Raw genomic sequence first — 24159 nt, 5'->3', positions numbered from 1 at the left:
CCAGGGTCCCGAGGCCGTGACATGGAGGCGGGGGTTCGAAGATCCTTTCCCAGCCATCCGCCTGCCCAGCCATCGGATGGATGGGGGCATTGCCGCTGTGGTTCTGGGGTGCCCCTGATGGTGCGGTCACTGATTCGCAGCTCCACCAGGGTGGCGATGGCATCGAGGGGAACGGCAGTCCCCGGGCTTCCACGTACACCGCATAGACCGACTGGCCGGCCGTGATGCACAGGCGGTGTCCTCACACCAGCGCAGCATCCGGTTGTTGGGGATGTCGCTCCACGGCGGCATTGCCGAACACGTAGAGCCGGAAGGCCGGCGCGATCACCTCGATGGCCGGATCCGGTTAGCGGACTGGAGCGCCTTGCCCGTCTCTCTGCATGGATGAAGATCAGGGCGTCTCCCTGTCGGTGTAGCCCGGCGCAGTGGGATCCACCGAATGACCCCACCCTCACGCCGGGCCGAATATCCGCGACCCCTGTGCCCAAGGCTGCGGGGATTCAGAGCAGCTTCGTTGCGGCTGCCGTCGCGGCGTCCCCTCCACCATGGCCTTCCCCGGGCCGATCCACCCGCATCCGGGCCGACACGTGTCCCTCGGGATCCACCCCGGCGAAGGTGGGGGGCAGCCACACCCGCACCACCATCAGCAGGGCAGCGGTGGCGAGAAAGAGACACACGGCCAGGATCTGGCGCCAGTCGGTTTCGAGCACCCCGTTGACGATCACCTCCCGCAGCACCGACACGATCGCGATCTCCACGGACACACCGATCGAGACCCTCTGTTCCTGCAGGTAGATGATCAGCAGGCGAAACAGCTCCACCAGGATGAGGATGAACAGGATGTCGGCCGTGATGGCGTGAAACTGCGGTCGCGTGATCAGCGAGGCGAAGATCGTCTTGAGCTGCAGGGCCATCACGCAGAACAGGCCCAGGCAGAGGGACACGGCGATCAGGTCCTGCACCGCCTCGAGCGACTGGACGATCTGAGGTCGGCGGAACTGCTGGTGCCAGGGCAAGGCGGCGGGGGCGGGCGGCACGGCGGAGGGCGGCACGGCGGAGGGCGGCACGGCGGTGGCAGGGGCGGGGCCGGAACGGGCTTCCGACGGGGGCGTGAGGGCGGCAGATGTCATGGATTCGACCGGAACTCTGGTGCAGGACCAGCAGACGTGACGCGACCCTAAGGGGCCTTCGCTTATCAATCAACGACCAAACGATCAGCCGTGCTGATCCCATTGATGGCCTGTCGGGGCGCATAGGCTCGGGCCTGCAGTCACCCAGCCCGATGACCGAGCCCCAGTTCCGCTACGAACCGCTCGAGAAGTTCGGCGAGGGCCTCACCACCCGCCGTCCCTGGAACACCCGGGCTCTCGAGGGTGTGGAGCGGCTCAATGGCCGGGTGGCCATGCTCGGCTTCGCCGCCGCCCTGATCGGCGAATGGCTCAGCGGCCACGGGCCGGCCGACCAGGTGCTCGCCCTGGTGCGCTGGTACCTGGGCTGGGGCACCTGACGCCTAAGGCATCACCGCGGTGGCGCGGGCCGGAGGACTCCCCGGCGGTGGCCTCCAGGCGGCGTCCTGAGGACTGGGCAGCAGGGGCGTGGGATCGACCGCCACCAGGCCCCGGGGCTGCCGCCGTCGAAGCTCCAGATGCAGATGGGCGGTGCTGGCATTGCCGCTCTGGCCCACCAGCCCCAGCGACTGCCCGGCTTCCAACCGCTCCCCCGCCGCCACCGTGGCCTGCGACAGGTGGGCGTAGAGACTTGACCAACCGCTGCCGTGGTCGATCAGCACGGTGAGGCCGTAGCCGTCGATCTCGGCCACGCGTTGCACCCGCCCCGCCTGCACCGCCAGCACCGCGATGCCCTCAGGAGCGATCAGATCCAGACCGGTGTGCATCCGCCAGGCCCCGCGCGCACTGGAGTAGCGCCATCCCCAGGGATCCTGCTCGGAAGCCGCCACGGCCAGGGGGTAGTGCCACGGTCGTGGCGGGGCCTGGGCCGCACCGCCGGCCCCATCCGCCGGTTCCTCGGGCGCAAGATCCCCCACGGCAACCTCCGCGGGAATGGCCGCCGGCCGTTCGGGCCTGGTCGGCCCAGGCACGGCGGTGGCCCCCCCCCCCCCCGCGGCGGGGGGCCCTGCCGCCGGCGGCGGCAGGGCATCGGACCACGGCGCCGCGTCAGCCCCAGCCCCGGCGACGGCCCCGGTGGCCGAATCGGGGATCGGCGGCTCGGGCAGCGGGGCGGCCTCCACCCCAGCCGTGGCAACGCCCAGCAACGGGGGCAGCAGCGGGAGCAGCAGCAGTACAGGGACCCAGCGGGGATGCGCAGGCGCCATCGAACCGGCCAGCGGCCCTCGCGTTGTACCGCCTCCGCGCCGCCCTGCCATGCTGCGGCCACGACAGGCGGGGCGGCCATGAGCGGCACAGGGGAGGCGATCCGCTTCTCCGATGGAGCGGCCTACGACCGCTTCATGGGGGTGTGGAGCCGGCAGGTGGGCCGGGAGGTTCTCGACTGGCTCGCCCCCGCCCCGGATCTGCGCTGGCTGGACGTGGGCTGCGGCAACGGCGCCTTCACCCAGCTGGTGGCCGAACGCTGGGCACCCCGCAGCCTGGAGGGCGTCGATCCCTCCGAAGCCCAGCTCGGCTTCGCCCGCCGGCATCCCGCCCTGCAGGGCGCCCGCTTCCAGCTCGGGAATGCCATGGATCTCCCCTACGGCTCCGGCAGCTTCGACGTGGCCGTGATGCCGCTGGTGATCTTCTTCGTTCCCGATCCCGCCCGCGGCGTGGCGGAGATGGCCCGGGTGGTGGTCCCCGGGGGAACGGTGGCCGCCTACGCCTGGGACATGGCCAACGGAGGGTTCCCCTACCAGGAGGTGCGCACCGTGCTGGAGGCGCTGGGCCGCGCCCTGCCGATGCCGCCCAGCCCCGAGGCCTCCCGCCTGGAGACGCTGGTGGAGCTCTGGGCCAACGGTGGCCTGGAGGGGATCGAAACGCGGCAGGTGGCGGTGCAACGCACCTTCACCGGCTTTGAGGAGCTCTGGAACCTTCTGCTGGAGGGACCGAGCTCCGGGCAGGTCCTCGCCACCCTGACGGCGGCGGAACGAATGGCGGTGCAGGAACGGCTCCGCAGCCGCTGGCAGGTGCAGGGGGAGGAGCCTCTCACCCTCTCAGGCCTGGCCCATGCGATCCAGGGCACGGTGCCGGGCCGGCCCTGAGCCCCCTGGGCCGGATCGGATCCCCGTATCCCCGGGCACCCCCAGGACAGGGCGATCGGCCCAAGGATGGGGGCGGAAAACGCAGATATCCCCGTCATGCGCGAGATCGTCTTTCGCGTGATCAGTGAGCGTCCCGGCCATCTCGAGGCCCGGGCCGAGGACCATCCCATCACCATCACCGCCGCCTCCCTCGAAGAACTCCACCACGAGGCCCGTGAGGCCCTGATCGAGCACCTGGGGCCCATCCACGTGGCCTACCGCACCCGCATCCGCCGCGCCGATCCCGATCCCCGGGCCCTGCGCCACACCGTCCTGCCCCTGCCCCGCCGGACGGCTCCCTGCTGCTGAGCCCTTGACCGACGCCACGACTGCCGTCAGCGACGCCGTCCTTCACGACTGGTTCGCGGCGATCGAGCCGCGCCCGTGGTTCGGCAGCGATCCAGACGTCGATCGGCGTCTGCGGGATCGCTTCCTGCCCCTCGCCCGCCAGGCCCGGCGCCAGTTCTGGCTGATGCCCCGGATGCACAGCGAAACGCTGGCCATTCGGGAGAGGGCGATCCCGCTGGTCGAGGGGTTCACCGATCCCCGCACCGCAACGCCAGCCTCGCTCGGACCTCGACGGCCGCGGAGCTGGCCTTCCTGCAGACCCCCGGCTCCGGCTTCTGAGGGCGGCCACACCTGACAGCCGTTGCAGCTATGGCTACAGCAGGAGCAGCAGGGTCCAGGGCCATGAAACCCACCACCACCCATGCCCACGCCAACCATCGCCCCCGCCATGACGGGATGGAGAGCGGGCAACACAGCGATCCCTACCAGCAGCGCCGCAAGCCGCCCCAGCCCAGCAGCTGCCCGGATTGCCAGGCCACCTTCCAGCAGGGCCGCTGGAGCTGGGAGGCCCCGCCGGCCGGTGCCGGCAGCCACCGCTGCCCCGCCTGCGAGCGCATCCGCGACAGAGTGCCCGCCGGCGAACTCAGCCTCGAGGGCAGCTTCCTCGCCGCCCATGCCGAGGAGGTGATGCGGCTGGTCAACAACACCGAGCAGCGCATCCGCCAGGAGCATCCCCTCGAGCGGCTGATCGACACCAGCGGCGATCCCGCCGGCGGTGCGGTGCTGCTGCGCTTCACCGGCATCCATGCCACTCATGGGCTCGGCAAGGCGCTGGTGAAGGCCTTCGGTGGAACCCTCAACGCCCCCTATCCGGATGCCGGCTCCCCGATGCGGGCCCACTGGCAGCGGGGCTGAGGGGGGACTGAGCGGGGGGTGAGCGGCGTGGTGCCCCGGCGGACCGTGCCCCAGTCCGGCACCCGGAACCACTGGCCATGTCCCCGTTCGGCAAGCTTCCGGCCTGTACCTGGCTGCTGCAGGTGGCCGGAGCCATCTGCCTGGTCACCCTGGCGGTGCAACCCGCCCAGGCCCAGGCCATCCGAGACCGGATCATCCACAGCCAGTGTGAAGCCAGGCCCAAAGCCGAACGGGTGAGCAAGGGCGCGATCGAGGGCGGCGCCACCCCCGCTCCGGGCGCTGCGAGTCCCGCTGCTCAGTAGTAGCGGCGCGGGTTCTGCCGGATGGCGATCTGAACCTCCAGCAGGAAGAGCAGCAGCCCCACGATCAGGGCGAGCATCGCCACCACGAACAGCGTCACCACGATCGCCGCCAGATCCATGGCGGCGATCGAGCCGATGAACAGCACAGCCACCACCGCGGCCACCAGCAGGGCGGCGATGCCGGTGAGCAGGATGGCGCGGTTGATCAGGAAGAGGCGTCTCCGCTGCACCTGGAAGCTGCGGTGCAGCGGAGACGCCTCACCGGCGGGGTCCTGGTCCAGCGCCGCCTGGATCACGCGGGTGCGGTCGATGATCCGCGCCAGTCGCCCCGTGAAGAGGTTCAGCAGGCCGGCGATGCCGGTGAGCAGGAAGACCGGCGAGAGGGAGAGCTGGATCGCCCGCGACAGGCTCACGATCGAAGCGGGCTGCTCCATGGAGGTGGCGAACTCGGGTCGGGTCATGGCCCTTCCAGCCTGGCGGCGCCGGCCGGCGTTGACACCACCGCCGCGCCTTCCCAGGGTGCGCGCAACAGCACGGCTCCCATGTGGCCTATGCCCTTGCCGCGCCCGCGGCCCCGCCGCTGGGGCGCACCGGCCCTTGTGGCGCTTGCCCTGGCCGCCGGCCCGCAGCCGGCCGTGGCCCAGGCGATCCAGGTGGAGCAGCTGGTGAAGGGCACCCGCAGCTGGGATGGCTCCCCGCTCCCGCCCCTGGGGCCGGGGCAGCCGGAGGTGACCGTGCTGCGCATCACCCTCCCGGCCGGGGCGTCGCTGCCCCTGCATGTGCACCCGGTGATCAATGCCGGCGTGCTGCTCGAGGGCCGCATGCGCGTCTCCACCGCCACGGGCGAGACGATCACGCTCGAGGCCGGTGACGGGCTGATCGAGCTGGTGAACACACCCCACCAGGGCACCAGCCTGGGGCCCGGACCCGCCCGGATCCTGGTGGTCTACGTGGGCCTGGAAGGACAGGCGCTGTCGCTGCCGGCCCGGCCCTGAGCCGCCCCTCCCCGGCAGGCGCCGGCCGCCGCGTCAATCCGTGCGACGCCCCAGCCGGTAGGGAGGAAGGTAGAGAGCCAGGCCATCCGCCTCCATGCACCCTCCCGCAGCCGAGTCCCCCCCCGGCGACGCCACCCCCGAGCCGGAGCCCCAGGGCGGCGGCTGGCGGAAGCTGCTGCTGCTGGCGGCCATCGTCCTGGCGGTGGCGCTGTTCTTCGGGTTCGGGCTGCAGCGGCAGCTGACCCTGGAGGGGCTGCAGCGGGCCCAGGGCTCACTGCTGGCCTGGCGCCAGGCGGCACCGCTGCAGAGCGCCCTGGCCTACATGGGCGTCTACGTGGTGGTCACGGCCCTGTCGCTGCCGGGGGCGGCGGTGCTCACCCTGGCCGGCGGGGCCCTGTTCGGCCTCGGCCTCGGCACGCTGCTGGTGTCGTTCGCCTCCAGCGCCGGCGCCCTGCTGGCCTTCCTGCTGGCCCGCACCCTGCTGCGCGATCTGGTGCAGCGGCGCTTCGGGCGGCAGCTGGCGCCGATCGAGGCCGGCGTGGCGCGCGACGGGGTGCTGTATCTGCTCACGCTGCGGCTGGCGCCGGTGTTCCCCTTCTTTCTGGTGAACCTGCTGATGGCCCTCACGCCGATGCGGGCCGGCGCCTTCTACCTCACCAGCCAGATCGGCATGCTGCCCGGCACGCTGGTGTACGTGAACGCCGGCACCCAGCTGGCCCGCCTGAAAGGGCTGGGCGGGATTCTCTCGCCACCGCTGCTGCTCTCCTTCGCCCTGCTGGCCGCCTTCCCCTGGCTGGCCCGGGCCGCCACCAGCCGCTGGGCCACCTGGCGCCTCTACCGCCGCTGGAGCCGCCCGCGCCGCTTCGATCGCAACCTGATCGTGATCGGCGCCGGCGCCGCGGGGCTGGTCACCAGCTACATCGCCGCCACGGTGAAGGCCCGCGTCACCCTGATCGAAGCCGAGGCCATGGGCGGCGACTGCCTCAACACCGGCTGCGTGCCCAGCAAGGCCCTGATCGCCTCGGCCCGCCTGGCCGCCCGCATGCGCCGGGCCGACCGCTGGGGCCTGGAGCCGGTGGAGCCCCGCCTCTCGGTGCGCCAGGTGTTCGAGCGGGTGGCCGCCAAGGTGGAGGCCGTGGCCCCCCACGACAGCGTGGAGCGCTACGAGGGGCTCGGCGTGGAGGTGATCCGCGGCCACGCCCGCCTGGTCGATCCCTGGACCGTGGCCATCACCCGGGCCGATGGGGAGCTGCGCCTCACCAGCCGGGCGATCGTGCTGGCCACCGGCGCCGCGCCGGTGCTGCCCGATCTGCCGGGCACCGATCAGGTGCCCCTGCTCAGCAGCGAGACGATCTGGACCTACCTGCGCACCTGCCCGCAGGAGCGGCCGCGGCTGGTGGTGCTCGGGGGCGGACCGATCGGCTGCGAGCTCTCCCAGGCCCTGGCCCAGCTGGGCCTGCCGGTGACGCTGATCCAGCGCAGCGGCCGGCTGCTGCGCCGCGAGGACGCCGACGTGGCCGAGGACGTGCGCCGCGCCCTGGAGGCCGATGGCGTGCAGGTGCTCACCCGCACCGAGGTGCTGGGCTTCGCCGCCGATGGGGAGGGCGCCGCCCGGGTGCTGGTGGAGCACGAGGGCCAGGCCCGCACCCTGGCCTGCGATGCGGTGCTCTGCGCCCTCGGCCGCCGGGCGCGGCTGCAGGGCTACGGCCTCGAGGAGCTCGGCATCCCCACCGGCGCCACGATCACCACCAACGCCTACCTGCAGACCCTCTACCCCAACATCTACGCCGCCGGCGATGTGGCCGGGCCGTTCCAGTTCACCCACACCGCCGCCCACCAGGCCTGGTACGCCGCGGTGAACGCCCTGTTCGGCGGCGTGCGGCGCTTCAGGGCCGACTACCGCGTGATCCCGCGCACGACCTTCACCGATCCGGAGGTGGCCACGGTGGGGCTCACCGAAGCGGAGGCCGCGGCCCAGCAGATTCCTGTGGAGGTGACGCGCTTCCCGCTGCATGAGCTCGACCGGGCCATCGTGGAGAGCGCCGAGCGGGGCTTCGTGAAGGTGCTCACCGCCCCCGGCAAGGACACGATCCTCGGTGCCACGATCGTGGCCGAGCACGCCGGCGAGCTGTTGGCGGAGGTCGTGCTGGCGATGCGCTGGAAGCTGGGGCTGAGCCGCCTCTTCAGCACGGTGCACGCCTACCCCACCTTCTCCGAGGCCAACAAGTACGCCGCCGGCGTGTGGAAGAAGGCCCGGGCGCCCAGGCGGCTGCTGGGCTGGTTGGAGCGCTGGTTCCGCTGGCGACGGGGCGGCGGCTGACGCGCCGCCGGCCGGGCCGGATAATGCCGGAACTGCTGGCCTCTCGGCCCCTGAACCCCGTGGGCATCCGGCGCTGTCTCGCCCTTCTCCTGGCGGCCTTTCTGCTGCTGGGTCCGGCGCCCGGTGCCAGCGCCGCCTGGGTCACCCTCGATGGCGAGAAGGTGATCGAGATCAACAGCGCCGCGGGAGCGCAGACCCCTGAGGAGGTGGCGGAGCGAATCAGCAGCCACCTCACCCGGATGGTGAGGAATCCCCGCTTCGAGGCCAACCAGGTGGTGGTGCGGGAGGAGCCGCCCTACTCGATGGTGGGGCTGCTCAACTTCGAGGGCAAGTTCATCCCGGGCCTGGCGGTGGACGAGCGGGCCGCCAAGCAGGCCGGCACCACGCGGGAGGCCCTGGCCAAGCGCTACCGCGACGCCGTGCGCAGCGCCATCGTGGCCTACGAAGACCGCAACAGGCTGCGCAACTGGATCGTGGGCACCCTGCTGGCCCTGGCGGTGCTGGTGGTGTACGTGCTGTGGCTGCGCTGGCAGCGGCGCACCCACGTGCGGCTCAAGCGCTGGCTCGCGGGCCGCAGCGTGGAACTGGCCCCGAAGCTGAAGATCGGCCAGCAGACGCTGGTGACCTCGGCCCAGACCCGGGCGATCAGCCATCTGGCGCTCTCGATCGTGCACTGGGGGCTGCTGATCACGGTGAGCTGGCTGCTGATCCCGCTGCTGCTCAGCTTCTTCCCGCCCACCCAGGCCATGGCCGACGGGCTGAGCGACCAGATCCTCAGCCTGGCGCTGCGCCTGATCCGGGCCTGCCTGCGCCTGGTGCCCAGCCTGCTCTGGATCGCCGTGATCGCGGTGGGCACCGCCCTGATGGTGCGCGTCAGCAACTGGCTGTTCGCCGCCCTGCGGCGCGGCCAGATCAGCATCCGCTGATTTTACCGCGAGTGGGCGATTCCCACCCGCCGCATCGCCAACATCCTGATCGTGCTGATCGGGGTGGTGTTCGCCTTCCCCTACATCCCCGGCTCAGACAGCAAGGTGTTCCAGGGGGCGGGCCTGCTGTTCGGCGTGCTGGCCGCCCTGGGCTCCAGCGCCGTGGCCACGAACATCATCAGCGGGCTGATGCTCATCTACACCCGCGCCTTCCTCGAGGGCGACCGGGTGGAGATCAACGGGGTGGTGGGTCTGGTGCAGGAGCGGGCCCTGTTGGTCACCCGCATCCGTACGCCCCGCAACGAGCTGGTGAGCATTCCGAACGCGGCCGTGATCGCCGCCTCGGTGGTGAACTACAGCTTCTCCCGCCGCGAGATCCGCAAACCCGTGGCGCTCAGCACCACGATCACGATCGGCTACGACGTGCCCTGGCGCCAGGTGCACGCCCTGCTGCTGGCCGCGGCCGAATCGGTGGAAGGCATCAGCGACGAGGTGGACCCCTTCGTGCTGCAGACCAGCCTCAACGACTTCCACATCAGCTACGAGCTCACCGCCGGCGTGCGCGACGCCAAGAAGTACCGCGAGACCCTCTCCGATCTGCTGGCTGCGATCCAGGACCAGTTCGCCGCCGCCAAGGTGGAGATCCTCTCCCCCGGCTATCACGCCATCCGCAACGGCAACCCCAGCACCCTGCCACCGGCTGCCGCGGCGACGGCCGGCCAGACCTAGGCTCGACCCTCCACCAGCAGAAAAGTCAGGCCATGGCTGTGGCCGCGCCCCCTGGCCTGAAGATCGGCACGGTCGCGGCCCGTTCCGGCCTGCCCGTCAAGACGATCCGCTTCTACTGCGATGAGGGGCTGATCCAGCCCGTCGCCCGCAGCGCCGGCCACTACCGCCTGTTCGACGAGGGGGTCTACGCCGACCTGGCCCTGATCCGGCGCCTGAAGGCGATGGCCATCCCCCTCGCCGAGGTGAAGGGCATCCTGGCGGCGCGACGCTCCGGGCTCTGCACCTGCGAGACCCTGCAGGCCACCCTCCGGGACAAGGTCGACGAGATCGAAGCCAAGATCCTCGACCTCAGGACCCTGAGGGAGGAGCTGATGACCCTGCTGGAGAGCTGGCAGTCCTGCGGGGGTCGTCGGGCCTGAGCAGCGGCGCGGCGGCGCGCTTCAGGTAGCGGATGGCTTCGGAGCAGGGCAGGGGCGGGGCGAACAGATAGCCCTGGGCGCTGCGGATGCCATGGTCCAGCAGCCAGGCCTTCTGCAGGGGCGAGTCCACCCCCTCCGCGGTGATCTCCAGGCCGAGATCCTCCAGCATCACCACCATCCGGCTGAGCAGCTTGCGGGGGCCCGGCCTGCCCGAATCCAGCCGGGCGATGAAGGTGCGGTCCAGCTTCACCCGCTGGATCGGCAGCGCGATCAGCCGCCCCAGCGAGGAGTAACCGGTGCCGAAGTCATCGATGGCGATGGTCACCCCGCTGTCCGTGAGGTGCTGCAGGAACTGATCAAAGGCCTCGGAGGTGTCCTGGAACGCCTCCTCCAGCAGTTCCACCTGCAGGCTCCATCCCGCTGGCAGCGTCGAGGCCTTGAGCATGCCGAGCCACCGCAGGCGCAGGACGCTGTCCTTCAGGGTGCTGCTCGAGAGGTTGAGGCTGATCGTCATCGGCAGGCCGGCGACCGCCCCCGCCAGCTGGGACAGCGCGGCCAGGGTCTTCTCGGCCACCAGCAGGTCCACGGCACCGGTCAGGCCCGCGTCCTCGGCCTGGGGCATGAACCGCGCCGGCGGCAGCAGCTGCCCCTGATGCTCCCAGCGCACCAGTGCCTCCAGGCCGAGGGGCCACCCGGTGGCCAGATCCACGATGGGCTGAAAGGCGGGGTCGAGAATCCGATCGTGCAGGGCCGAGTGGAACTGGGTTTCGAAGCGGTAGCTCGCCAGGGCGGTCCCCTTCGCACGGGCATCCACCAGGCGCAGGGCACTGCCTGCCGAGCGGCTGGCCATCTGCAGCGCCAGGCCGGCGTCGGCGAGCAGGGTGGTGGCCGAGGCGTCCTTCTCGCCGGCGGTGGCCACCCCGACCGCCATGGCCATGGCCAACGGCAGGTTGCCGATGCGATGCAGCCGGCTGACCTCCGCGAGGATCCTCTCCCCCAGGGCCTGCACCGTCGCGCCCCGGCCCGGATCCGGCACCAGCACGAGCACCTCCGCCTCGGAGAAGGGCGCCACCACGGCCGTCGCGGGGATCACGGCCAGGATGCGGCGGGAGGCCTCCGCCAGGCAGGCCTCCGCCAGCACGCGGCCGAAGGTCGCCGTGATCCGCTCGTAATCCCGCAACCGACAGCGCAGCAGGGCCAGGGGAGCAAGGGGGCCGGCGGCGGCAGCGGGATCGGGATCGGGATCCGGGGAGCAGGCCCGCTCGAGCCGCTGCAGCAGCGCCGCCCGGCTGATCAGCCGATCCGGAGCCGGCGATACGGCGGCGTTGGGGGCGTCCGGAGGGGAGGGCCCCCGGCTCTCCAGCAGCTGCACGAGCACCGAGGCCAGCTTCTCGAGGCTGTCGACCTGTTCCTCCGAGAGGCCATGCACCTGCCGGCTGATGGCGCAGAGGCTGCCGATCACCAGGCCCTGGCGGCCGATCAGGGGAACCCCGGCATAGAAGCGGATCCCCGGAGCGCCGGTGACCAGGGGGTCTGCCGCGAAGCGCCCGTCCTTCCAGGTGTCGGGAACGATCAGCGGAGCCCGCGACAGGATCGTCTGGGCGCAGAAGGCCAGCGGCCTCGGGGTGTCGCTGGCCTGCACCCCAAGCCGGCCGGACGCCCAGCTGTTGAACCACTGCCGCTCGGTGTCGACCAGGCTCACCATGGCCAGCTCGGCGCCGGCCAGGCGGCGCGTCAGGGCGCAGATACCCCCGACCAGCGGGTCCAGCTCGCTGTCGAGCCCCCCGTCACCCGCCTGCGCGAGGAGCCGTTCGGCCTCGTGCGCGCTGAGGGGAGGGGCTTCCATGGCGGTCGGGGCTGCTGGCGGAGCGGAACGGGATGCGGCGGCCTGCGCAGCGTCCACCCCAGCGTTCACCCCACTTCTAGCCACGCCGTTCCCGGAGCCCCCTCGGCCGCCGCGGTCCCGGCCAGCACCCGGTAGTGACAGCCCAGGCTGCAGCGCTCCCCCGGAGCGATCTCCAGCCGGCGATCGCCGCTGATCAGGGCCTGGCGCGGCGCGCTCCAGGGCTCAAGGCAGACCATCGGCCGGGGGGGATCCGTCCAGACCACGACCAGGTCCAGGGGGGGGGTGACTTCGAGCACCACCGCCGAAGCCGTGGCGGGGTCGACCAGCCGCACCGGACCGGCCGGATGGGCCAGCAGATCCACCCCCGATCCCAGCTCGGCCAGCTGCGCGGCGGTGGAGGCGGAGGCCATGCTGCGCTGGTCGATGCACTGCTCGGGCAGCCCCTCCAGCCGCACGCCCCCAGGCGCCCCCACCCGCCAGTAGGGATGGAGCCCGAGGCTGAACGGCATCGGTTCACTGCCGAGGTTGTCCACCAGCGCGGTGATCTGCAGGCTGCCGGGGGCCAGCCGGTACTCCAGCGTCAGGCGGAATGCGAAGGGATAGACCGCCAGGGTGTGGGCGTCATGGAGCAGCTCCAGCCGGATCCCGCCCCCTTCCGGCAACGGGACCAGCTGCCACGGCAGGGTGCGGGCAAAGCCGTGCTGGGGCAGCCGGAAGGTGCCCTGGGGCAGCGGCAACCGATCCTCGGGCAGGCCGCCGCAGATCGGGAACAGCACCGGGATCCCTCCGCGCACCGACAGGGCCGGATCCCGGAAGCGCTCGACATCGAGGTAAAGCCATTCCCGGCCCAGGCTGCGCCAGCCGGTGACCAGCCCACCCCGCTCGGGCACCACCCGCAGCAGCTCGGTCCCAGCGGGATCGCCGTATTCCCAATGGGGATAGGGATCGCGCCGCTGGCGCAGGCCCATGGCGTCAACCATCGGCGGGGTCCGGGCAGATCGGGGCGCTCAGCTGTGCTGCCGCAGGATCTCGGTGCAGGTGGTCACGCACTCGCCATCGTCGATGGAACAGGTGGTGATGCACTCGAAGTAGGCCTCGACCGGGTCATGGTCCCGGTGGCCGGCCCCCTGGGCGAAGGCCGCCGGGTGACCGGAGGCCTGAAGGCCCTGGACGGGGAAGGCTTCGGCAGAGTTCATGGCGCGGCGGTGGGGGCTGGTCCTTTACCGTATGAAGGTGGCCCGTGGCTAGCAACATCTGGCTTTCCGGATAAGCAGGGATACCCAGAGAACGATTGCGGCATGTGAAGCTGCCCCCGCTGCCGTCACCCCGTTCCCGCCGAGCATCGTGCCGATGGCCCTGGCCCACCCCGAAGGCACCGCACTCCTCGAGCTCGAACAGCACAGCCGCCGCCACGGCTCCGGACTGACCGCCAACGACCTGGAGGGCACCTGGCAGCTGTGGCAGCTCTGGAGCCGCCGCCAGGCACGGCCGATGCCCGCGGCGGTGGCCCTGCTCCGCCCCCTCGGGGCCTGCCTGGCCATCACGGCGATGGACGGAGGGCCGCTCGGGGTGCGCAACAGCGTGCAACTCGGCAGCCTGCAGCTCTGCTTCGTGGGAGAGGGAGCGCTGCGCGGCCGCCGCCCGCTGCTGGTGTTCTGGTTCGAGCGGGTGGAGCTGCGGCTGGCCCGCCGCCTGCTCTGGCAGCGCCCCCTGCCGCGGCCGGGGAACGAGCGGTCACGGCCGTTCTTCGCCCTGATCGCCAGCCGCCGGCAGGGGGAGGAGGGATGGCTGGCGGCGCGGGGCCGGGGCGGCGGGCTGGCCCTCTGGCGGCTGGCGCCACCAGCCCCCTGAGCCGGGGGGCTCAGCAGATCCGTGGCAGCAGCTCACCGCTGAGCGGCAGCAGCAGCCGCTCGGTGCCGAGGGCCGTGGTGAGCAGCACCCGCGGCGAGCCGGCCGCCGCCCGCACCTCGCCGATCCAGCCCCCACCCGCCGGCTGCAGCAACGCCTCGGCCCGGGCCCGCGCCTCGGGTGGCACCACGGCCACGAAGCGGCCCTCATTCGCCAGATGCACCGGCTCGAAACCCAGCACCGCGCAGGTGCCGGCGACCGCCGCGGCCACCGGCAGCCGCTCCTCCTGCACGGCCATCTCCACCGCCGCCGCCGCCGCCAGCTCCTGGAGCGCACTGGCCAGCCCGCCGCGGGTGAGATCCCGCAGGCAATGGATCGCCACCCCCTGCTCCAGCAGCCGCTCCACCTGGGGCCAGAGGGGCGCGCAGTCGCTGAGCACCGGCGGGTCGAGCACCAGGCCGTGGCGCGCCGCCAGGATCGCCACCCCGTGCCGCCCCAGATCCCCGCTCAGCAGCAGCTGATCCCCCGGGCGGATCGCCGTGGGATCGATCCGGCGGCCTTCCGCCACCACACCGAGACCGCTGGTGGTGATGAACACCCCGTCGGCCTTGCCCCGCTCCACCACCTTGGTGTCTCCGGTCACCACGCTCACGCCGCAGTCCCGGGCCGCCGCCGCCATCGAGGCCACGAGCCGCCGCAGCAGCGCGATCGGCAGGCCCTCCTCGAGGATCAGTGCCACGCTCAGGTGCAGCGGCCGCGCTCCGGCCATGGCCAGATCGTTGGCCGTGCCGGTGATCGCCAGCCGGCCGATGTCACCGCCGGGAAACTCGAGCGGGTGCACCACGTAGCCATCGGTGGTGAAGGCCAGCCGGCCCGGCGGGGCGTCGATCGCGGCGGCATCGTGCAGCACCTGGCGGGGATCGGCGTAGAGGCCGCGCAGCTCCTGCTCGATCAGCTGCTGCATCAGCAGGCCACCGCCGCCATGGGCCAGCTGAATCCGCTCGCTCACCCCCCACCTCCCGGGGCCATGGCGGGTCGGGCCTGGGCCTTGTCGGCCCGGTAGCGGTGATAGGCGGCGCAGGCCCCCTCGCTGGACACCATCGGCGCACCGAGGGGATGCTCCGGAGTGCAGCGCCCTCCGAAGGCGGGGCAGTCGGACGGCAGGGCGCGGCCCTGCAGGATCCGGCCGGCGATGCACTGCGCCTCAGCGCACGGGCCCTCAGAGCACTGCTCCCCAGCGCACGGGTCCTCAACGGCCGCCGGCGTTCCGCAGTACGCCTCCAGAGCAAAGCGCTGCCGGGCGTCGAGCCAGGCCAGCTCGGGCCGCAGGGCCAGCCCGCCGGCCGCGATCACCCCCAGCCCGCGCCAGGGCTGATCCACCACCCGGAACACCCGCTCCAGCAGGGCGCGGGCCCCGGGGTTGCCCTGCTCGCGCACCACGCTGGGATAGGCGTTGGCCACGCCGGCCGTGCCGGCCTCCAGCATCGCGACGCAGCGCAGCAGCCCCGCCATCAGCTCCTCGGGCGCAAAGCCCGTCATCACCACGGGCACGCCATGGTCCCTCGCCAGGGGCTGGAGCTCCGCCAGACCCATCACCGAGCCCACATGGCCGGCCGCCAGGAACCCCTGCACCTGGTTGCCGGGCTCCCGCAGGATGGCGGCCATCGCCGGCGGCACCCGCACATGGGCCACCAGCAGCGAGAGGTTCCCCAGCCCGAGCGCTTCGGCCTGCAGCGCCAGCAGGGCCGTGGCCGGGGCGGTGGTCTCGAACCCCACCGCCAGGAAGACCACCTGGCGGTGGGGTTCCCGGCGGGCCAGGGCGAGCGCCTGCAGGGGGGAGGTCAGCAAGCGCACGTCCCCGCCCGCGGCCCGCACCCCCAGCAGGTCCTCGCCCGGGGCGCTGCCCGGCACCCGCAGCATGTCGCCGTAGGAACAGAGGATCACCTCCGGCCGGCGGGCGAGGGCCTGGGCCTGGTCCAGGACGGTGGCGGGGGTGACGCACACCGGACAGCCGGGGCCATGGATCAGCCGCAGCCCCTCCGGCAGCAGCTGATCGATCCCCCAGCGCACGATGGCGTGGGTCTGGCCGCCGCACACCTCCATCAGGGTCCAGGGGCGGGTCTGGGTGGCCCGCAGCTGGGCCGCCAGCGCGGCGACGTGGCTCACCAGGGGCCGGGGGCGGCCGCCGCATCGGCGCGCCGGTAGCTCTGGATCGCCCGCATGTACTGGGCCCGCTCGTACTCCTCCGGATTGGGACAACGCTCCTGACTCATGCAGCCGATCAGCTCGGCCACCGTGGCCACCTCGTGCTCCATCAGCCAGGTGGCCAGCTCGTCCTCGAGCCCCGCCAGCCGGGCGGGCCCATGGCGCAGCAGGGCCGCCACAACCTGGGTGACGCAGGCCCCGGCCATCAGCATCCGCACCACATCGGTGCCCCGGTGCACGCCGCTGCTGCCGGCCAGGTCGAGCGACACCCGGCCATGCAGCAGGGCCACCCAGCGCAGGGGCAGGCGCAGGTCATGGGGCGTGCTCAGCAGCAGATTCGGACGCACCACCATCTCCTCGATGTCGATGTCCGGCTGGTAGAAGCGGTTGAACAGCACCAGGCCCTGGGCGCCGGCCCGGGCCACCCGCTGGGCCATGGCGCTGAAGTTGGTGAAGAAGGGGCCGAGCTTCACCGCCAGCGGCAGGGCCACCTCGGCCCGCACCTCCCGCACGATCTCCTCCACCCGGGCCTCGATCGCGGCACTGGAGAGGTCGGGGTCGACCGGCAGGGAATGGATGTTGAGCTCAAGCCCGTGGGCCCCCGCCGCCTCGATGCGGCGGGCCGCCTCCACCCAGCGGCCGGGGCTGGTGCCATTCAGGCTGGCGATGACGGGGATGCCCAGGCGCCGGCGGGCCTGCTCGATCTGACGCAGGTAGAGATCGTGGCCTTCGTGGAAGGCCGCCACCTCGGGCAGGTAACTGAGCGCCTCGCCGTAGCTCTCCGCCCCCTGGTGGGTGTGCCAGTGCAGATCCAGCTGCTCGCGCTCGATCTGCTCCTCGAACAGGGAGTGCAGCACGATGGCGGCCGCGCCGGCCTGCTCGAGGGCCTCGAGGTGGGCGAGGTCCTCGCTGAGGGGTCCGGCGGCCCCCACCACGAGCGGGGTGCGCAGCCTCAGCCCCAGGTAGGTCGTGGAGAGATCGGGGCTCATGGCGGGCTCGAACCGGGCGGCGTGGGACTGGAGGGGCTGGGGTGGGGCTGGGCCAGGGCCCGGTAGGCGGCCCAGCGGCGCTCCCGTTCGGCCTCGGCCCGGCGCAGGAGTTCGCGGGCCCGCTCCGGCTGGCCGTAGCGCAGCATCCGGAACCGGTTCTCCGACGCCATCCCCTCCTCCAGCGACCGACGCGGCGCCGGGCTGTCCAGCTGCAGGGGGCTCTCCCCCCGCTCCGCCCGGCGGGGGTCGTAGCGGTAGAGCAGCCAGCGGCCCGACTCCACCGCCAGCTTCTGGTGCTCCATCCCCTGGGCCATGGCGATGCCATGGGCGATGCAGTGGGAGTAGGCCAAGATCAGCGAGGGCCCCGGATACCGCTCCGCCTCGAGGAAGGCCCGGATCGTGTGTTCATCGCGGGCGCCCATCGCCACGCTGGCCACGTACACGTGGCCGTAGGTCATCGCCATCAGGCCCAGGTCCTTCTTGGCGGAGCCCTTGCCCGAGGCGGCGAATTTCGCCACCGCCCCCAGCGGGGTGGCCTTGGAGGCCTGCCCCCCGGTGTTGGAGTACACCTCGGTGTCGAGCACCAGCACGTTCACGTCGCGGCCGCTGGCCAGCACGTGATCCAGCCCACCGAAGCCGATGTCGTAGGCCCAGCCGTCGCCCCCCACCAGCCAGACGCTCGTCTTCACCAGCCCATCGGCCTGCTCCAGCAGCCGATGGGCTGCCGCCCGCCCCTGGTCGTCCTGACCCAGGCCCGGGGCGGTGCCCTCCAGCAGGGCTTGAAGCTCGCGGCGGAGCTGCGCCACCCGCTCCCGCTGGGCGACGAGGCCCGCCTCATCGGCCTGATCGGCGCCGCCGATGGCCTCCACCAGCTCCGGCGGCAACGCCGAGGCCAGCCGGTGCAGATCGGTCAGGGCCGCCTCCCGGCGCTGATCCAGGGCCACCCGCATGCCGTAGCCGAACTCGGCGTTGTCCTCGAAGAGGGAGTTGCTCCAGGCAGGACCACGCCCCTCGGCGTTGGCGCTCCACGGTGTGGTGGGGAGGTTGCCGCCGTAGATGGAGCTGCAGCCGGTGGCATTGGCCACCAGCATCCGGTCGCCGAACAGCTGGGTGGCGAGTTTGAGGTACGGGGTCTCACCGCAGCCGGCGCAGGCCCCGGAGAATTCGAACAGGGGCTGCTGCAGCTGCTGCTGGCCGATCCTGCGCAGGTCGAGATCGCCGCGCGGCGTCTCGGGCAGCTGCAGGAAGAAGTCCCAGTGGCCCCGGGCCTGCTCGCGCAACGGCCGCTGGGGGGCCATGTTGATCGCCTTGCGCCGCGGCTCGCTGCGGTCGCGGGCCGGGCAGACCTCCACACACAGGCCGCAGCCGGTGCAGTCCTCCGCGGCCACCTGGAGGGTGAAGGTCTGGCCGCTGAAGGCGTGGTCCCGGGCGGCGGCGGTGCGGAAGCCCTCCGGGGCGAGCTCGAAGGCCTCGGGCGGCGCCACCTTGGCGCGGATCACGGCGTGGGGGCACACCATCACGCACTTGCCGCACTGCACGCAGAGCTCGCTCTCCCACACCGGCACCTCCGCGGCGATGCTGCGCTTCTCCCAGCGGGCCGTACCCACCGGCCAGGTGCCGTCGCAGGGCAGGGCGCTCACCGGCAGCTGGTCCCCCCGGCGCTCCAGCATCGGGCCGATCACCTCGCGCACGAACGCCGGCGCAGCCTCCAGGCGCTCGGCCAGGCCGGGCTCGGCACTGGCCGGAGCTGGCGGCGGGGCGGCCTGGGCCTCGAGGGCCCGCCAGTCAAGCTGCTCCAGATGGTCGAGGCTGGCGTCGAGGGCGGCCAGGTTCATCGCCACCACCGCCTCCCCCTTGCGCCCGTAGGTCTTGCGGATCGAGCCGCGGATGCGCCCGATCGCCTCGTCCCGCGGCAGCACCCCACTGAGGGCGAAGAAGCAGGCCTGCATCACCGTGTTGATGCGGGGCCCCATGCCGGCCTCGCGCGCCACCCGGTAGGCATTGATCTGGTGCACGTCCAGGCCGGCCTGGCGGATCTGCTGGCGCAGCCGCTCCGGCAGCCGGCTCCAGGTCTCCGCGGCGCCGAAGGGGCTGTTCAGCAGCAGCACGCCCCCCGGCTCGATGCCGGCCAGCAGGTCGAAGCGGCCGAGAAAATCCCACTGGTGGCAGGCCACGAAGGTGGGGCGCTGGATCAGGTAGCTGGAGCGGATCGGCCGCGGCCCGAACCGCAGGTGCGACACCGTCACCGACCCCGATTTCTTCGAGTCGTAGACGAAGTAGCCCTGGGCGAACAGATCGGTGCCCTCCCCGATGATCTTGATCGCGGCCTTGTTCGCCCCCACGGTGCCATCGGAGCCGAGGCCGTAGAACACCGCCCGCACCTCGCCGCATTCGGCCCGCGGGCGTTCGGTCACGAAGCCGGCCTCCACCGGCAGGGAGCGGTGGGTGAGGTCATCGTCGATGCCCACGGTGAAGTGGTTGAGGGCCCCGGGACCGGCCATCGCCCGCTTGAGATGGTCCAGCACGGCCTTCACCATCGCCGGGGTGAACTCCTTGGAGGAGAGCCCGTAGCGGCCGCCCAGCACCCGCGGCGGCGGCACAGCGCCGTGCACCTCGCCCCACAGCTCGGCCACCGCCGCCACCACATCGAGGTAGAGGGGTTCCCCGGAGGCCCCGGGCTCCTTGCAGCGGTCGAGCACGGCCACCGCCCGGAGGCTGGCCGGCAGGGCCTCCACCAGCAGACGGGAGGCGAAGGGCCGGTACAGCCGCAGCTTCAGCACCCCCACCCGTTCGCCGGCGGCCTGGAGGGCCTCCGCCGCCTCCAGGGCTGTCTCGCAGCCTGAGCCCATCAGCACGATCACCCGCTCGGCGTCGGCCGGGCCGACGTAGTCGCAGGGGCGGTAGCGGCGGCCGGTGAGCGCGGCGAAGCGGTCCATCGCCTCGATCAGATGATCCGCGGCCGCCTCGACGTAGGGGTTCACCGACTCCCGCGCCTGGAAGTAGACGTCGGGGTTCTGGGCGGTGCCCCGCACCACCGGGTGCTCGGGGCTGAGGGCGCGGCGGCGGTGGGCCGTGACCGCCTCCTCGGGGATCAGCTGGCGCAGCACCCCATCGTCGATCGCCTGCACCTTCTGGATCTCATGGGAGGTGCGGAAGCCATCGAAGACATGCAGATAGGGCAGGCGGCTGCGCAGGCTGGCCCGGGCGGCGATGGCGGCGCAGTCGGCGGCCTCCTGCACGGAGGTGGAGCAGAGGATCGCGCAGCCGCTGCCGCGGGTGGCCATCACATCGCTGTGGTCGCCGAAGATCGACAGCCCCTGGGCCGCCAGGGAGCGGGCCGCCACGTGCAGCACCGCCGGCGTCAGCTCCCCGGCCAGCTTGTAGAGGTTGGGGATCATCAGCAGCAATCCCTGGGAGGCCGTGAAGGTGGTGGTGAGCGCCCCGGCCTGGAGGGCTCCGTGCACCGCTCCGGCCGCCCCCGCCTCGCTCTGCATCTCCACCACCGTGGGCACCGCCCCCCAGAGGTTGGGCCGCCCCTCCGCCGCCCAGGCATCGGCCCACTCGCCCATCGGCGAGGCGGGCGTGATCGGATAGATGGCGATCACCTCGTGGAGGCGATAGGCCACCCGGGCCACGGCCTCGTTGCCGTCGAGGGTGAGGGTCGCCGCATCGGTGGCGGCGACAGAGGCGGGGGAGGAGGCGGAGGCCGTCATGCCGGCGGCTCCCCAATCCCAGGGCCACGCCCCTGGCCGTGGCCATCACCTTCGCCGTCACGCACCAGGGCGAGGGCGAGACCCACGTGCACCAGCACCCGATCACCCACCACCGCCTCCGGCAGACAGGCAAGGCTCACCTCCTGCCGCACCCCGCCGAAGTCCACCTCCGCGGCGCGCCAGAGGGGGTCGTCGGCGTTGCGGATCCCCAGGATCAACCCCGCGGTGGCCAGGCACATGGGATTGCCGGCGCGGCTGATCTCGTTATAGGAACGCGGCCCAGAAGTGCCCAGAGTTGCCCCAGGGCCAGGCCGCCGTCATGGCACGGCACCTGCTCGCCCCAGAACGGCACCAGCCCGACGCGGCGCAGCGCGGTGGCGGTGAGCTCCAGCAGCAGGGCGTTCTGGAAACAGCCGCCAGCCAGGGCCACCGGGGTGCCGGACGGCGCCACGGCCGCCAGCTCCGCCCTTGCCGCCACGGCCGCCGCCGCCGTCGTCGCCATCGCCGTGGCCAGGGCGTGGTGGAAGCGGGCCGCCAGATCGGGCAGGGCCGCACCGAGGCGGTCCTCCTGCCGCAGGGCCTCCAGCAGGGTTTCGAGCAGGGGTTGCCAGTCGAGCCAGCCCAGGGGCAGCCCCGGGGCAGCCCGCAGCGGAAGCGGCAGCGCCCCCCCGCCAGCGGCCGTGGCCCGCCGCGCCAGCCCCTCCAGCCACAGGCCCGCCTGGCCCTCATGGCTCTGGTGCTGGCAGACATCGAGCAGGGAGGCCACCCCATCGAACAGGCGTCCCATCCCCGAACTGAGCGGCGCCTGGCAGCCGGCCCGCACCGCCGACACCAGCAGCTCCCACTCCCCGGCCGCGAAGCTGCGGCGGCAGGCCCGGGCGCCGGGGTGCTCCAGCAGGGCCGCGGAGCCCGTCGCCACCAGCAGCCCCAGCGCCACCCGGCGGGGCTCGCGCATCGCCCGCTCCCCGCCGGGCAGCGGGAAGGGTCGCAGGCCCGCCAGCCGTTCCGCCCCCTCGGCGTGCAGCAGCAGCAACTCGCCGCCCCAGAGCCGGTGAGCCGCCCCGTCCGCAAAACCAAGGCCATCGCAGGCCCAGACCAGAAGCGGCAGCGGCAGGCCGTGCTCCGCGGCCACCGCCAGGCCATGGGCCCGGTGGTGCTGCACGAGGACGGGCCGGACGTCCTGCCGGACGGCCTGGGCGCAGGCCAGCCGGTGGCTGACGTAACCGGGATGGGCGTCGCAGACGATCCGCCGCTGGCCGCCGGATCCGGGCTGCTCCGCCTGCTCCAGCAGCCAGCGCTCCAGGAGCTGCTGCTGGCGGGCTCCGGCCAGATCGCCGAGGTGGGGAGCCAGCCACAGCCGCCCCTCCCGCAGCAGCGCCGGGGCAGCTTTGAGATCCCCGCCCAGGGCGATCGCCTCCAGCTGCGGCGGGGGCGGTGCGGGCAGGGCAAGAGCGGTGGGGGCATAGCCCCGTGCCCGGCGCAGCATCCTCGGACGGCCCTCCACCAGCTGGAGCAGCGAGTCGTCCAGGGGTCGGGCGATCGGCCGGTCGTGCTCCAGCACGGCATCGGCCAGATCCCCCAGCCAGGCGCGGGACTGGCGTGGATCGGTCTGCAACAGCTCGCCGCTGCGGTTGCCGCTGGTCGCCACCAGCGGCCTCCCCACCGCCCGGGCCAGCAGGAGATGCAGGGGCGAGGCCGGCAGCATCACCCCCAGGCAGGGGCTGCCGGGCGCCACGGCCGCGAACGCCTCCTCCCTCCCCGCCCCTGGCGGCGTGCGTCGCAGCAGCACGATCGGGGCGGCGGAGCTGCGCAGCTGCACGAGCTCCTCGGGGCTGATCGTCACCACGTCCCCCAGGGCGGCCGGGTCGTCCACCAGCAGGGCGAAGGGCTTGTCGGGCCGCCGCTTGCGCCGCCGCAGGCGGCTGACCGCGCCGGGATCGGTGGCATCCACCAGCAGCTGGAAGCCGCCGACCCCCTGCAAGGCCAGGATGCGGCCCTGCCGCAGCAGCGCCGCCGCCGCGGCGATCGGCTCCACCCCTGCAGGCTCGGCGGGGTCCACCCCGGTCCACAGCCGCAGCCGCGGGCCGCACGCAGGGCAGCCGATCGTCTCGGCGTGGAAGCGGCGATCGCCGGGATCCTCGAATTCGCGCCGGCAGGCCGCACAGAGCGGAAAGGCCGCCAGGGTGGTGTGGGCGCGGGCGTAGGGCTCCGCCGTGGCGATGCTGTAGCGGGGCCCGCAGGCCGAACAGCTGATGAAGGGGTAGCCGAAGCGCCGGTTGAGCGGATCCTCCAGCTCGGCCAGGCAGCGGCGGCAGGGCGCCAGGTCGGCGGCGAGGGCGGGGGCGACCAGGCCGGTGCCCAGCGGCCGCGCCGCGGCCGCGGCGATGCGCAGCCCGCGCGGGGCCGGCCGCATCGGCTCCAGCCAGAGCGGGTGCAGGGGCTCCAGGGCCGCCGGCGGCTGGAGCTGCCGGGGCAGGCGCTCCAGAAAGCGCTCCAGGGCCCCCCGCTCCCCCTGGAGCTCCACTCTCACCCCGCCGGCCACGTTCTCCACCGCGCCCGCCAGCGCCAGCTCCGCGGCCAGCCGATGCACCAGCGGCCGGAAGCCCACCCCCTGCACCACGCCGCGGCAGTCCAGCCACAGCCGGGCCGCAGCCCCAGCCGCAGAGGCGCTCACCCCGCCTGGGGCAGCCCGATCACGGCCAGCAGCTCCTCGAGGCCCTCGCCGGTGCGGGCGGAGGTCTCCACGATCCGCGCCCCGGGGGCCACCCGCTCGAGATGGCGGAGGACCTGACGGCGGTCGAATCCCACGGCATCCGCCAGGTCGCGCTTGCTGATCACCACCACGTCGGCCGAGGCGAAGCTGGCGGGGTACTTGAGCGGCTTGTCCTCGCCCTCGGTCACCGACAGCATCACCAGCCGCTGGCCCTCGCCCAGGTCATAGGCGGCGGGGCAGACCAGATTGCCCACGTTCTCGATCACCAGGAGGTCGAGGGCCGCCAGATCGAACCCGCCCAGCGCCCGCTCCACCATGGCCGCCTCCAGATGGCAGGCCTGGCCCGTGGTGATCTGCACCGCCTCGAGCCCGGCGGCCTGGAGGCGCCGGGCATCGTGATCGGTGGCCAGATCCCCCACGATCACGCCGATCCGGCTTCTCCCCAGCTCCTGCCGGCCGAGGCTCTCGAGCAGGGCGGTCTTGCCGGAGCCCGGCGAGGAGAGAAGATTCACCACCGGCAGGCCGGCCGCGGCGAAACGCCGGCGCAGGCCGGCAGCCTGGCTGTCGTTGCGGGCCAGCAGGGCCTGACCCAGCTCCAGGTGCAGCGTGCGGGGCGCCGGGGAGGCCGGTGGGGCGGGGGCCGCCGTGTCAAGCGCGCAGCCGCAGTCGGTGCACATCGGCGCGTCCCCGGGGCCTCAGGC

General features: G+C 72.8%; 25 protein-coding genes. 12 read left to right on the top strand and 13 right to left on the bottom strand.

The annotated features are described in order from the left end of the window. Positions 1–500: 500 nt before the first annotated feature. A complete protein-coding gene (locus ACLD7X_RS06680; RefSeq protein ID WP_411422749.1) occupies positions 501–1130 on the bottom strand; it encodes a phosphate-starvation-inducible PsiE family protein in 630 nt (209 codons plus the stop codon). Positions 1131–1282: 152 nt separating this feature from the next. On the opposite strand from ACLD7X_RS06680, the gene ACLD7X_RS06675 reads away from it, so the two are divergent. Then, positions 1283–1507: a chlorophyll a/b-binding protein gene (locus ACLD7X_RS06675; protein WP_412006809.1), complete on the top strand. Its 225-nt coding sequence runs from the start codon at positions 1283–1285 to the stop codon at positions 1505–1507. A 3-nt stretch (positions 1508–1510) separates the two neighbouring features. Here ACLD7X_RS06675 and ACLD7X_RS06670 read toward each other — a convergent pair whose 3' ends face one another. Then, on the bottom strand, positions 1511–2332 hold the full coding sequence (locus ACLD7X_RS06670) for a M23 family metallopeptidase (RefSeq protein ID WP_411422747.1): 822 nt from the start codon (positions 2330–2332) through the stop codon (positions 1511–1513). Positions 2333–2410: 78 nt separating this feature from the next. On the opposite strand from ACLD7X_RS06670, the gene ACLD7X_RS06665 reads away from it, so the two are divergent. From ACLD7X_RS06665 to ACLD7X_RS06645, 5 genes are all read left to right on the top strand, one after another. After that, a complete protein-coding gene (locus ACLD7X_RS06665) occupies positions 2411–3211 on the top strand; it encodes a class I SAM-dependent methyltransferase (protein ID WP_411422746.1) in 801 nt (266 codons plus the stop codon). A 96-nt stretch (positions 3212–3307) separates the two neighbouring features. Further along, positions 3308–3559 carry a hypothetical protein gene (locus tag ACLD7X_RS06660; protein ID WP_411422745.1) on the top strand — a complete coding sequence of 84 codons (252 nt, stop codon included), beginning with the start codon at positions 3308–3310 and terminating at the stop codon, positions 3557–3559. A gap of 4 nt (positions 3560–3563) precedes the next feature. Further along, entirely contained in the window at positions 3564–3893 is a 330-nt protein-coding gene (locus ACLD7X_RS06655) for a DUF924 family protein (protein ID WP_411422744.1), read from the top strand. A 47-nt stretch (positions 3894–3940) separates the two neighbouring features. Then, positions 3941–4453: a BCAM0308 family protein gene (locus tag ACLD7X_RS06650; protein WP_411422743.1), complete on the top strand. Its 513-nt coding sequence runs from the start codon at positions 3941–3943 to the stop codon at positions 4451–4453. 77 nt (positions 4454–4530) lie between these two features. Further along, positions 4531–4755 (top strand): hypothetical protein, encoded by a 225-nt coding sequence (locus tag ACLD7X_RS06645; protein WP_411422742.1) that lies wholly within the window; start codon positions 4531–4533, stop codon positions 4753–4755. Here ACLD7X_RS06645 and ACLD7X_RS06640 read toward each other — a convergent pair. Continuing rightward, positions 4749–5216, bottom strand: a complete 468-nt coding sequence (locus ACLD7X_RS06640; protein ID WP_411422741.1) for a DUF2721 domain-containing protein — start codon at positions 5214–5216, stop codon at positions 4749–4751. The genes ACLD7X_RS06645 and ACLD7X_RS06640 overlap by 7 nt on opposite strands. 90 nt (positions 5217–5306) lie before the next feature. Here ACLD7X_RS06640 and ACLD7X_RS06635 point away from each other — a divergent pair, with 90 nt between their 5' ends. From ACLD7X_RS06635 to ACLD7X_RS06615, 5 genes are all read left to right on the top strand, one after another. Further along, positions 5307–5750: a cupin domain-containing protein gene (locus ACLD7X_RS06635; protein ID WP_411422740.1), complete on the top strand. Its 444-nt coding sequence runs from the start codon at positions 5307–5309 to the stop codon at positions 5748–5750. A 94-nt stretch (positions 5751–5844) separates the two neighbouring features. Beyond that, positions 5845–8070, top strand: a complete 2226-nt coding sequence (locus ACLD7X_RS06630; protein WP_411422739.1) for an FAD-dependent oxidoreductase — start codon at positions 5845–5847, stop codon at positions 8068–8070. A 23-nt stretch (positions 8071–8093) separates the two neighbouring features. Continuing rightward, entirely contained in the window at positions 8094–8996 is a 903-nt protein-coding gene (locus ACLD7X_RS06625; protein WP_412006810.1) for a hypothetical protein, read from the top strand. A gap of 51 nt (positions 8997–9047) precedes the next feature. Further along, entirely contained in the window at positions 9048–9725 is a 678-nt protein-coding gene (locus ACLD7X_RS06620; RefSeq protein WP_411422738.1) for a mechanosensitive ion channel family protein, read from the top strand. Between the two features lie 32 nt (positions 9726–9757). Further along, entirely contained in the window at positions 9758–10144 is a 387-nt protein-coding gene (locus ACLD7X_RS06615; protein WP_411422737.1) for a MerR family transcriptional regulator, read from the top strand. On the opposite strand, the gene ACLD7X_RS06610 is transcribed toward ACLD7X_RS06615, so the two are convergent. The 3 genes from ACLD7X_RS06610 to ACLD7X_RS06600 all read right to left on the bottom strand — a co-directional run bounded on the left by ACLD7X_RS06610 (position 10074) and on the right by ACLD7X_RS06600 (position 13186). Continuing rightward, positions 10074–11990, bottom strand: coding sequence for a sensor domain-containing diguanylate cyclase (locus tag ACLD7X_RS06610; protein WP_412006811.1), 1917 nt, complete (start codon positions 11988–11990; stop codon positions 10074–10076). The genes ACLD7X_RS06615 and ACLD7X_RS06610 overlap by 71 nt on opposite strands. Positions 11991–12055: 65 nt before the next feature. Continuing rightward, on the bottom strand, positions 12056–12970 hold the full coding sequence (locus tag ACLD7X_RS06605; RefSeq protein WP_411422735.1) for an aldose epimerase family protein: 915 nt from the start codon (positions 12968–12970) through the stop codon (positions 12056–12058). A gap of 27 nt (positions 12971–12997) precedes the next feature. Continuing rightward, complete coding sequence (locus tag ACLD7X_RS06600; protein WP_411422734.1) at positions 12998–13186, bottom strand: hypothetical protein; 189 nt, start codon at positions 13184–13186, stop codon at positions 12998–13000. A gap of 154 nt (positions 13187–13340) precedes the next feature. On the opposite strand from ACLD7X_RS06600, the gene ACLD7X_RS06595 reads away from it, so the two are divergent. Then, entirely contained in the window at positions 13341–13841 is a 501-nt protein-coding gene (locus ACLD7X_RS06595; RefSeq protein WP_411422733.1) for a hypothetical protein, read from the top strand. A 10-nt stretch (positions 13842–13851) separates the two neighbouring features. Here ACLD7X_RS06595 and hypE read toward each other — a convergent pair whose 3' ends face one another. From hypE to hypB, 7 genes are read right to left on the bottom strand one after another with little or no spacing between them, the layout of a single operon-like run. Further along, positions 13852–14847 carry a hydrogenase expression/formation protein HypE gene (gene hypE / locus ACLD7X_RS06590; RefSeq protein WP_411422732.1) on the bottom strand — a complete coding sequence of 332 codons (996 nt, stop codon included), beginning with the start codon at positions 14845–14847 and terminating at the stop codon, positions 13852–13854. Continuing rightward, entirely contained in the window at positions 14844–16004 is a 1161-nt protein-coding gene (gene hypD / locus ACLD7X_RS06585) for a hydrogenase formation protein HypD (protein WP_411422731.1), read from the bottom strand. Before hypD ends, hypE begins: the two co-directional genes overlap by 4 nt. Next, on the bottom strand, positions 16001–17032 hold the full coding sequence (locus ACLD7X_RS06580) for a dihydroorotate dehydrogenase-like protein (protein ID WP_411422730.1): 1032 nt from the start codon (positions 17030–17032) through the stop codon (positions 16001–16003). Before ACLD7X_RS06580 ends, hypD begins: the two co-directional genes overlap by 4 nt. After that, positions 17029–20745 (bottom strand): pyruvate:ferredoxin (flavodoxin) oxidoreductase, encoded by a 3717-nt coding sequence (gene nifJ / locus ACLD7X_RS06575; RefSeq protein WP_411422729.1) that lies wholly within the window; start codon positions 20743–20745, stop codon positions 17029–17031. The genes ACLD7X_RS06580 and nifJ overlap by 4 nt, the downstream gene beginning before the upstream one ends. Next, entirely contained in the window at positions 20742–20984 is a 243-nt protein-coding gene (locus ACLD7X_RS06570; RefSeq protein ID WP_411422728.1) for a HypC/HybG/HupF family hydrogenase formation chaperone, read from the bottom strand. Before ACLD7X_RS06570 ends, nifJ begins: the two co-directional genes overlap by 4 nt. Then, positions 20960–23419 carry a carbamoyltransferase HypF gene (gene hypF, locus ACLD7X_RS06565; protein WP_411422727.1) on the bottom strand — a complete coding sequence of 820 codons (2460 nt, stop codon included), beginning with the start codon at positions 23417–23419 and terminating at the stop codon, positions 20960–20962. The genes ACLD7X_RS06570 and hypF overlap by 25 nt, the downstream gene beginning before the upstream one ends. Further along, positions 23416–24135 carry a hydrogenase nickel incorporation protein HypB gene (gene hypB / locus ACLD7X_RS06560; protein ID WP_411422726.1) on the bottom strand — a complete coding sequence of 240 codons (720 nt, stop codon included), beginning with the start codon at positions 24133–24135 and terminating at the stop codon, positions 23416–23418. The genes hypF and hypB overlap by 4 nt, the downstream gene beginning before the upstream one ends. Between the last annotated feature and the right edge of the window lie 24 nt (positions 24136–24159).

It is taken from the genome of Aphanothece microscopica RSMan92 (assembly GCF_046613545.2).
Lineage (GTDB): Bacteria > Cyanobacteriota > Cyanobacteriia > PCC-6307 > Cyanobiaceae > NIES-981.
Note: the sequence above shows the minus strand (reverse complement) of the source record. Positions and strands in the feature narration are given on the sequence as shown.

Bases quoted from the DNA above. Each gene is read 5' to 3' on its own strand.
- ACLD7X_RS06615 (WP_411422737.1), top strand. From the start codon at position 9,758: ATGGCTGTGGCCGCGCCCCCTGGCCTGAAGATCGGCACGGTCGCGGCC.
- ACLD7X_RS06625 (WP_412006810.1), top strand. From the start codon at position 8,094: ATGCCGGAACTGCTGGCCTCTCGGCCCCTGAACCCCGTGGGCATCCGG.
- ACLD7X_RS06635 (WP_411422740.1), top strand. From the start codon at position 5,307: ATGCCCTTGCCGCGCCCGCGGCCCCGCCGCTGGGGCGCACCGGCCCTT.
- ACLD7X_RS06680 (WP_411422749.1), bottom strand. From the start codon at position 1,130: ATGACATCTGCCGCCCTCACGCCCCCGTCGGAAGCCCGTTCCGGCCCC.
- ACLD7X_RS06610 (WP_412006811.1), bottom strand. From the start codon at position 11,990: ATGGAAGCCCCTCCCCTCAGCGCGCACGAGGCCGAACGGCTCCTCGCG.
- hypB (WP_411422726.1), bottom strand. From the start codon at position 24,135: ATGTGCACCGACTGCGGCTGCGCGCTTGACACGGCGGCCCCCGCCCCA.
- ACLD7X_RS06595 (WP_411422733.1), top strand. From the start codon at position 13,341: ATGGCCCTGGCCCACCCCGAAGGCACCGCACTCCTCGAGCTCGAACAG.
- ACLD7X_RS06665 (WP_411422746.1), top strand. From the start codon at position 2,411: ATGAGCGGCACAGGGGAGGCGATCCGCTTCTCCGATGGAGCGGCCTAC.
- ACLD7X_RS06640 (WP_411422741.1), bottom strand. From the start codon at position 5,216: ATGACCCGACCCGAGTTCGCCACCTCCATGGAGCAGCCCGCTTCGATC.
- ACLD7X_RS06645 (WP_411422742.1), top strand. From the start codon at position 4,531: ATGTCCCCGTTCGGCAAGCTTCCGGCCTGTACCTGGCTGCTGCAGGTG.
- ACLD7X_RS06600 (WP_411422734.1), bottom strand. From the start codon at position 13,186: ATGAACTCTGCCGAAGCCTTCCCCGTCCAGGGCCTTCAGGCCTCCGGT.
- ACLD7X_RS06650 (WP_411422743.1), top strand. From the start codon at position 3,941: ATGAAACCCACCACCACCCATGCCCACGCCAACCATCGCCCCCGCCAT.
- nifJ (WP_411422729.1), bottom strand. From the start codon at position 20,745: ATGACGGCCTCCGCCTCCTCCCCCGCCTCTGTCGCCGCCACCGATGCG.
- ACLD7X_RS06570 (WP_411422728.1), bottom strand. From the start codon at position 20,984: ATGTGCCTGGCCACCGCGGGGTTGATCCTGGGGATCCGCAACGCCGAC.
- ACLD7X_RS06605 (WP_411422735.1), bottom strand. From the start codon at position 12,970: ATGGTTGACGCCATGGGCCTGCGCCAGCGGCGCGATCCCTATCCCCAT.
- ACLD7X_RS06675 (WP_412006809.1), top strand. From the start codon at position 1,283: ATGACCGAGCCCCAGTTCCGCTACGAACCGCTCGAGAAGTTCGGCGAG.
- ACLD7X_RS06630 (WP_411422739.1), top strand. From the start codon at position 5,845: ATGCACCCTCCCGCAGCCGAGTCCCCCCCCGGCGACGCCACCCCCGAG.
- ACLD7X_RS06580 (WP_411422730.1), bottom strand. From the start codon at position 17,032: ATGAGCCCCGATCTCTCCACGACCTACCTGGGGCTGAGGCTGCGCACC.
- ACLD7X_RS06660 (WP_411422745.1), top strand. From the start codon at position 3,308: ATGCGCGAGATCGTCTTTCGCGTGATCAGTGAGCGTCCCGGCCATCTC.
- ACLD7X_RS06670 (WP_411422747.1), bottom strand. From the start codon at position 2,332: ATGGCGCCTGCGCATCCCCGCTGGGTCCCTGTACTGCTGCTGCTCCCG.